The organism is Streptomyces sp. NPDC101151, from assembly GCF_044768335.1.
Taxonomy (GTDB): Bacteria; Actinomycetota; Actinomycetes; order Streptomycetales; family Streptomycetaceae; genus Streptomyces.
This window is the reverse complement of the sequence record NZ_JBIWPP010000063.1, coordinates 20525-27195: the sequence shown is the minus strand read 5'-3', so window position 1 is coordinate 27195 and position 6671 is coordinate 20525. Positions and strand designations below refer to the sequence as shown.

General features: G+C 66.9%; 7 protein-coding genes and 1 tRNA gene. All 8 read left to right on the top strand.

The annotated features are described in order from the left end of the window. The first annotated feature begins 558 nt into the window (after window positions 1–558). The 8 genes from ACIRU3_RS45135 (at window position 559) to ACIRU3_RS45100 (ending at window position 6324) form a co-directional block, all read left to right on the top strand. Entirely contained in the window at window positions 559–762 is a 204-nt protein-coding gene (locus tag ACIRU3_RS45135) for a hypothetical protein (protein WP_404069892.1), read from the top strand. A gap of 5 nt (window positions 763–767) precedes the next feature. Then, window positions 768–1304: a DUF6879 family protein gene (locus ACIRU3_RS45130; protein WP_404069890.1), complete on the top strand. Its 537-nt coding sequence runs from the start codon at window positions 768–770 to the stop codon at window positions 1302–1304. Beyond that, entirely contained in the window at window positions 1301–2152 is an 852-nt protein-coding gene (locus ACIRU3_RS45125) for a helix-turn-helix domain-containing protein (protein ID WP_404069888.1), read from the top strand. Before ACIRU3_RS45130 ends, ACIRU3_RS45125 begins: the two co-directional genes overlap by 4 nt. Before the next feature lie 86 nt (window positions 2153–2238). Continuing rightward, a complete protein-coding gene (locus tag ACIRU3_RS45120; RefSeq protein ID WP_404069886.1) occupies window positions 2239–2697 on the top strand; it encodes a hypothetical protein in 459 nt (152 codons plus the stop codon). Continuing rightward, the gene (locus ACIRU3_RS45115; RefSeq protein WP_404069884.1) at window positions 2694–3023 is read left to right on the top strand and encodes a hypothetical protein; all 330 of its coding nucleotides are present in this window, start codon (window positions 2694–2696) and stop codon (window positions 3021–3023) included. Before ACIRU3_RS45120 ends, ACIRU3_RS45115 begins: the two co-directional genes overlap by 4 nt. A 339-nt stretch (window positions 3024–3362) precedes the next feature. Continuing rightward, window positions 3363–3439 (top strand) — tRNA-Met (locus tag ACIRU3_RS45110). A 664-nt stretch (window positions 3440–4103) separates the two neighbouring features. Next, a complete protein-coding gene (locus tag ACIRU3_RS45105; RefSeq protein ID WP_404069882.1) occupies window positions 4104–5081 on the top strand; it encodes an endonuclease/exonuclease/phosphatase family protein in 978 nt (325 codons plus the stop codon). 382 nt (window positions 5082–5463) lie between these two features. Continuing rightward, window positions 5464–6324 carry a serine/threonine-protein kinase gene (locus tag ACIRU3_RS45100; RefSeq protein ID WP_404069880.1) on the top strand — a complete coding sequence of 287 codons (861 nt, stop codon included), beginning with the start codon at window positions 5464–5466 and terminating at the stop codon, window positions 6322–6324. Window positions 6325–6671: the final 347 nt, after the last annotated feature.

Genomic DNA, 6671 nt, shown 5'->3' with positions numbered 1-6671 from the left:
CCGCCAGAGCCGCCCGTTGCACGTCCAACCCACTCATGCCAGACCAACGAACCGTCGACTGGAAAGCCACGGGTTATTGATCTGCGCGTCCTAAGTCACAGCACATCTCGCAGAGCGCAACGTGTGCCCAGTTGCGACACGGGCGTGAGTTCGAGAGAGCCCTAGGAAGTCGCGTGATGGACGAACTTCCCAGTCTTGCGGCCCAGTTGTTACGGCGGATGGCTGTTGATCAGCATGCCCGGGGCGTACGCGGCGACGGCGTGTTCAACCGGACAGCATGGCCATTGTGAGAGTGGACGCCGACCATAGTGTTTGGTTTGCGTCATCCTCGACAAGTGCCATGAGAAGCCCCGCGCCCCCTCGAAGATCCAGGACGCCGACGGGACACTGCCACCGCGATCAGACCGCCTCCTGTGCAACCCGTCCAGGACTGCCGCCGGTTGCGCACAACCAGTCGAATGTTCCCCATCGGCGGCGCAATTCGAAGCAATCGGCCTACGCGCTCTCGCTATCCGCCGCATCCTGGGGATCCGCCCACGGCACGAGAGGGAGACGGCCATGGAACTCCGCATGCTCGGCACGACCAGCGAAGACGGGAAGTGCCCCACTCTGTATGAGGACGTCGCAACTGGTGACATCGTCGTGCAGGGGTACACCGTCACCGATCCGCAGGACATCGCGCAGCTGCAGAACGTCCTTGAGGGCGAGTCGTTCGTACGAATCCCACGCGAGCTGCTGACCCGCTTTGCTCCCACGGAGTAGGCGACGTGCCGGAGTTCATCGACGACGACACATTCGGTTCGTACTTCGAGAGGTTCGAGCACACGGCCTGGCGGCTGGAGGCCCGTCGTGGGTATGGGTCTGACCGGGCGGGTGAGAGGTACCGCCGCTTCCTGGAAACCGGCACCGTGCCCATCGACTCACGCCGTCCCTGGTGCGCCAACGTCCGGGCGCAGACGGCGAAAGGGAAGCGGATCGAGCGGGTGCGTCTCATGGACAGGCCGCCTACCTCGGAACAGATGTTCTTGCTCGTGAGCGCGACCAGTAACAACGAGGCCGGTGAGGACATCCGGAACCTGTGGCGTGTCGACGCCGAGCGGCTACAACTGCCGGCCGTGGACTTCTGGCTGTTCGATGCGTGTCGCGCGCTGGTGCTCCACTTCGACGATGCCGACGAGTACCTCGGCGCCGAGCTGATTGAAGATCCGGTCCGCATCGTAGAGTTCTGCCAGGTACGTGATGCGGCTTGGCACTACGCGATCCCTCATGAGGAGTTCGCCGCGCAGGTAGCTTCGACTGTGTGAGTACCGACTACCAGCAGGCCCGCGAGGCGCTCGGTGCGCGGCTTCGTGAGCTGCGCACCAAGGCCGACCTGAACGGCAAGGAGTTCGCTGAGCGGCTCGGCTGGCAGCGCTCGAAGGTCAGCCGACTGGAGACCGGCAAGCAGACTGCCGCGCCCGCGGACCTTGAGGCCTGGACCCGGGCCGCGGGTAAGCCAGAGGCCGGCCAGGAGCTGATGCGCAGCCTGAGCGGGCTGCAGCGACTAGAGACAGCTCACCGCAGCTGGAAGCGCCAACTCGCTGCCGGTCACCGCGCCGTGCAGGAAGGCCACGCAGTCCAGGAGGCGCAGGCCGAGACGATCCACATCTTCGAGTCTGGTGTCATCCCTGGCATCTTCCAGACCCCGGACTATGCGCGCGGCGTCCTCACCGACGTCTCCAACCGGCTCGGTACCGCCCGCGACATCGAGGAGGGCGTGCGGGCCCGCATGAAGCGCCAAGAGGCTGTGTACGAGCCCGGCCACCACTTCCACGTACTGGTCTGGGAGGCGGCCCTGCATGTCGTCCGGTGCGCCCCGGCAGCCATGGCAGCACAGCTCAACCGGCTGAGCGGGTTCATCGGCCTGGACACCGTCACTCTCGGAATCATCCCGCTCGGTACACGGACCCCTTTCTCCCCGAAGCACGGCTTCTGGATCATTGACGAGCGGCTCGTCGTCGCCGACACGTGGAACGCCGAGCTGTGGCTAGATGCTGCCGATGACGTGGCGTACTACCGCAAGCTGTGGAACCTGATGGAGGCGTCTGCCGTCTTCGACCACCATGCCCACCGGGTGATCGCGCGTGCGCGGGCCGGTCTCACCCTCTCGTGAGCAATCCCTGGCAACGGCGCTGACAGCGTGCGCAATCCCGCACAATCGGCGCGCGGCCGCGCAACCGTCCTGCATACCGTCCCGGCATGGCGACACACATCCCCCTCGCGCCGGTACGCGCAGGGCAGGAGTGGCTACTCTCCTGCGCCCCGGACCCCATAGCGGCACAGCGGGCGTGGAACGCCCGGGAACTGGCCGCGATCCCGACCGGCCCCCACTGGCGAGTGGCTGAGGCACGGCTGTCCCGGTCCTTGGAGACGATCCGGCGACTGGGTTCCAACCCTCACGGTCCGGTGCTCTCCGACATCAGTCACGCCCTGTCCTGGTGGCTGCTCCCGTCCGGCCTCGCCGACGAACTGGACGACGTTGCCGGCCTCACCGTGCACCCGGCCGGCTGGGTACTGGAGTGTCCGCCAGTCGTGCATTCTCTGGGCGGCAAATGGTGGCTGGCGCTGCCAGACGGTACGGGCCAGCTCACGGATCCGACGCTCCTCGCCGCTGCATTCGGCCCGGGCGGCTACCGGCTTGAGGAGGCCCGAGCATGAGCACCGCAACCCAGCCGGGATTCCTGACCCTGCTCGAACTGCCGGCTCCTGAAACGCTGACGGCCACCCAGCTGGGCGGCGCGCACTGCGTGTGGTGTGCGACCGAACTCCACGGCGACACGGCCGTCGACCTTGAGCCCCGACACGACCACATCAAAGGCGTGCCTGGCCGCTGGTGCCCCCGAGGCTGCCGCCGCTGCACCCTCAAGCCACTATTGGCCCTGGTGCAGGTCCATCCCGGGATCTGCGAGCAGTGCACGGATGACGCCTCCCTGTGCGAGACCCGCCGCGCGTTGCGCACCTTGGCCCGGGAGCTGCGCCGATGAGTCCCAACCCGAAGACCGCGACCAGCGTGGCAGGCCCCGAAATGAACGCCCGCCGGGCGGCTGGCTACTGCGGAGAGTGGTACCGCACCGGCTGCGGGTTCTGCACCCGGCCGCCCCACGCGGATACCCGGCACGTCGACCATTACAGGGGCAAGGAGTCCATGACGGACGCGGAAGGCTTTGTGTGGACGGCCTGATCTGGCCGTAGTCGGCGAGACTGGCTGTCCGACGCCTTCTTCGTGGCCGTCAACGGCCGCAGCTCCGGCCGGGTATCGATCGCCGGGCGGCTGCAAACGACCCGAGTCCCGCATGATCCACCATGTAGAATGGCATCACCGACGCGGGGTGGAGCAGCTCGGTAGCTCGCTGGGCTCATAACCCAGAGGTCGCAGGTTCAAATCCTGTCCCCGCTACCAGAAGTAGGGGCCCGCAAGCGCGGGCCCCTACTGCGTTGCCTTGCGGAGCGACCAGCTGGCCAGATGGCCTGCAGCGAGCAGCCATTATGTGCGACCTGGTCTACCGCTCCGCGAGGTTGTGCGGGCAATGCGTTCGCTGTGCCCCTGGCCACGCGGTGCCCGCCGCTTGCCGGACTACGAACAGAGGCTTGGCACGTCCGGGGTCGCTCCGGAATGTGCTCCCCTGCAGCTGTGGAGGGCAGGCTGTCTCACAGACGCCGGTGAAGGCCATCGGCTGCGGCGGCCATGCGTGCATGGTCGAGCGGCTCGGTTTGCGGTCCAGCATGGTGGGTGGATGGTCACTGTGCAGGGGACCGCGAATGATCAGACCATGGTCCGGGAAGCGGCCCAGCACGGGTGTCCCGTGGCACGCCAGTTGCTCCTGGAACACTTCTTGCTCCTGCCACAGTTGGCCCCTTCGCTTTGCGAGCAGCCTTATGACCAGTTCGAAACACTCAGAGACCTGCTCGGATTCGCGACCTGCTCCACGTTCTCGCGGTGCGCGAGGACTGTTGTCGACCGGAAGGAAAGCTCCGAGTTCCCGCTGCTCACCCGCATGGGTCTTGTTCACAGCGGGCGTGGTCTCGCACGATCGAGTCACTGCTCCCGCGTCGAGGAGGACCCCGTGCCCGTCGAAGCCGATGTTCTGGCCCCGCCCCAGAAGGTGACCGCGCAGGTGGCCCGGTGGGAGGCCGTGCTGGATGACGCCGTTCCGGCGAAGTCGGAAAACTCGAATCTCCTGGTGGCGACGTGGAACCTGCGGGCGTTCGGGGATCTGACGAAGGCGTGGCAGACCCCGGAGGGTGCCTCGCCGAAGCGGAACTTCACCGACGTGCACCTCATCGCCGCGGTGATCCGCCGCTTCGACGTCGTGGCGGTGCAAGAAGCGCGGGGCAACCTGCGCGCGCTGCGCCACCTCCTGAAGGTCCTCGGCGAGGACTGGGCGTTCATCCTCACCGACGTCACCAAGGGCGATGCCGGCAACAATGAGCGCCTGGCGTTCCTCTTCGACACCCGGCGGGTGAAGCCGTCCGGCCTGGCCTGCGAGCTCGTGGTCCCGATCGAGGAGAACGCGGGTGTGAGCGCGGGGCAGCTGCGGCGGCAGTTTGCCCGCACCCCGTACGCGGTCAGCTTCCTCTCCTCGGGCCAGACGTACACCCTGGTCACCCTGCACGTCGATTACGGCGACCAGGCCGGTGACCGGGTGCCGGAGCTGAAGGCGATCGCGCAGTGGCTGGCCGGGTGGGCGGAACAGGAGTTCGGCTGGGACCACAACCTGATCGCGCTCGGCGACTTCAACATCGATCGGGCCGGTGACCCGCTGTTCGAGGCCTTCACCTCCACCGGACTCACACCGGCGCCGCAGCTGAACGGGCTCTCGCGCACCATCTTCGACAAGCCCGGAGCCGAGCACTTCTACGACCAGATCGCCTGGTTCACCAAGGGCCAAAAGCACCGGCCAGTCCTGAACCTGGAAGCAGTCGCCGGAGGCAGGATCGACTTCGTCCCCGAGCTGCGCGGCGAGCGAACCCTCAACGAGCTGTCCTGGCACCTGTCCGACCACTATCCGCTGTGGTTGGAGTTCGCAGTCCCAGCAGCATGACGGTCACCGAGTGACCTGTAGCCGGCCCGTGCCTGGCTTCCGGCCGCATCAGCCGCTGCCTTCCAATCGGATCGGTCTGCCACCTTGGCGATAGGTCATCACCGCGTTCGCCGTCCCTGCTTGGGCCAGTCGCCGCTACATGACCCTGTCGCCTGCGCCGAAGGCTGCGATGGCAGGGGGCTGAGAAACCCGTCATCCATGCGACCTTCTCCGCCGCCCTTGCTCGGTCAGCCGACCGCCGGCTCGGGGCACGCGCAGGCCGATGCTCTACGGCCGCCGACATCAGCCGGCGGCCGTAGAGGACGGTCCGCCCCCGACATGGCGCCGCAGCGCCCTCACCGATATCCATCGCCCCGAGGCGTCCGGATGCTACTTTCGGCAGGTGGCCCAATATCGCCCCATTTTGCCCGGTTCGCAGATCGCGGGCTACCAGGTGGAGCGTGAGATCGGCCGCGGGGAAATGGGCATTGTCTACCTCGCGCAGGATCTGCGGCTGGGCCGTGCCGTGGCCCTGAAAGTGCTCGCTCCCGAATTGACGCGTAGTGACGCTCTCCGCCGACGCTTCATCCATGAGTCGCGCATTGCCGCTGCGATCGATCACCCGCACATCGTGCCGATCTTCGGGGCCGGAGAGTCCAACGGCGTCCTGTACATCGCCATGCGCTACGTTCCCGGGCCGGACTTGGGTACTCTCCTGGACCGGGACGGACCACTGTCGGTGGCAGGTGCGATGCGCATCGCCGCACAGGTGGCGTCCGCGCTCGATGCCGCGCACGAGCACCATCTCGTACACAGGGATGTGAAGCCCGGCAACATCCTCGTGGCCACGAGCGGTGCCGGTGACGATCCCTCCGCGTATCTCGTGGACTTCGGATTGGCGAAACCGTCACTGGACCCGTCCGTCACCACGGTGGGCGAATTCGTGGGTCTCGTGAACTACATTGCCCCCGAGAGGATCTCCGGCCGCCCTGTAGACGATCGGGGCGATCTGTACAGCCTCGCCTGCGTCGTCTATGAGGCCCTTGCGGGCGGGCCCGTGTTCCAGAGGGACGATGACATGGCGCTGCTGTGGGCGCACCGATATGACTCGCCGCCGGGCCTCTCCGGGAGATGCCTGGGGCTTGCGCCGGCCGTCGACAGCGTGATGGCGAAGGCGATGGCCAAGGCCCCTGAGGATCGTTACGGTTCCTGTCGGGAGTTCGTGGCGGAGTTGGAATCCGCCGCGGGCGGTCGGGCCAGGTGAAGCGTTGCCCCGCAGACGCTGGTGGCCGCGGCGATGGCGGCATGCGAGCGGTCGGTTCTGTGTCAGCACCGGTACCCGCCAACTGGACGCTGCGGTGTCTGTCGCGCGTCGGCAGATGGCTGGGGTCATGAGCGCAGCAGAATCCGTCCGCAGCTGAAGCCCTTCCACCCCCGGGCGGGATGGGCTGCCACCAGCTTGCGGGGGAGGCCCGACGCGGCCCGTTTCCATATCTCTGCGCCCGTCGACACGTCTCTCGGAGCGCGACGACACGTCTTCCTCATGCTGTAGTCATCGGGAAGAAGTGTCCGGGCTTGATGCCGGTGAGTCCGGCGTGGCCTGCAGAGCGG

Excerpts from the sequence above, each read along its gene's own strand:
- ACIRU3_RS45120 (WP_404069886.1), top strand. The coding sequence starts at position 2,239 with ATGGCGACACACATCCCCCTCGCGCCGGTACGCGCAGGGCAGGAGTGG.
- ACIRU3_RS45135 (WP_404069892.1), top strand. The coding sequence starts at position 559 with ATGGAACTCCGCATGCTCGGCACGACCAGCGAAGACGGGAAGTGCCCC.
- ACIRU3_RS45115 (WP_404069884.1), top strand. The coding sequence starts at position 2,694 with ATGAGCACCGCAACCCAGCCGGGATTCCTGACCCTGCTCGAACTGCCG.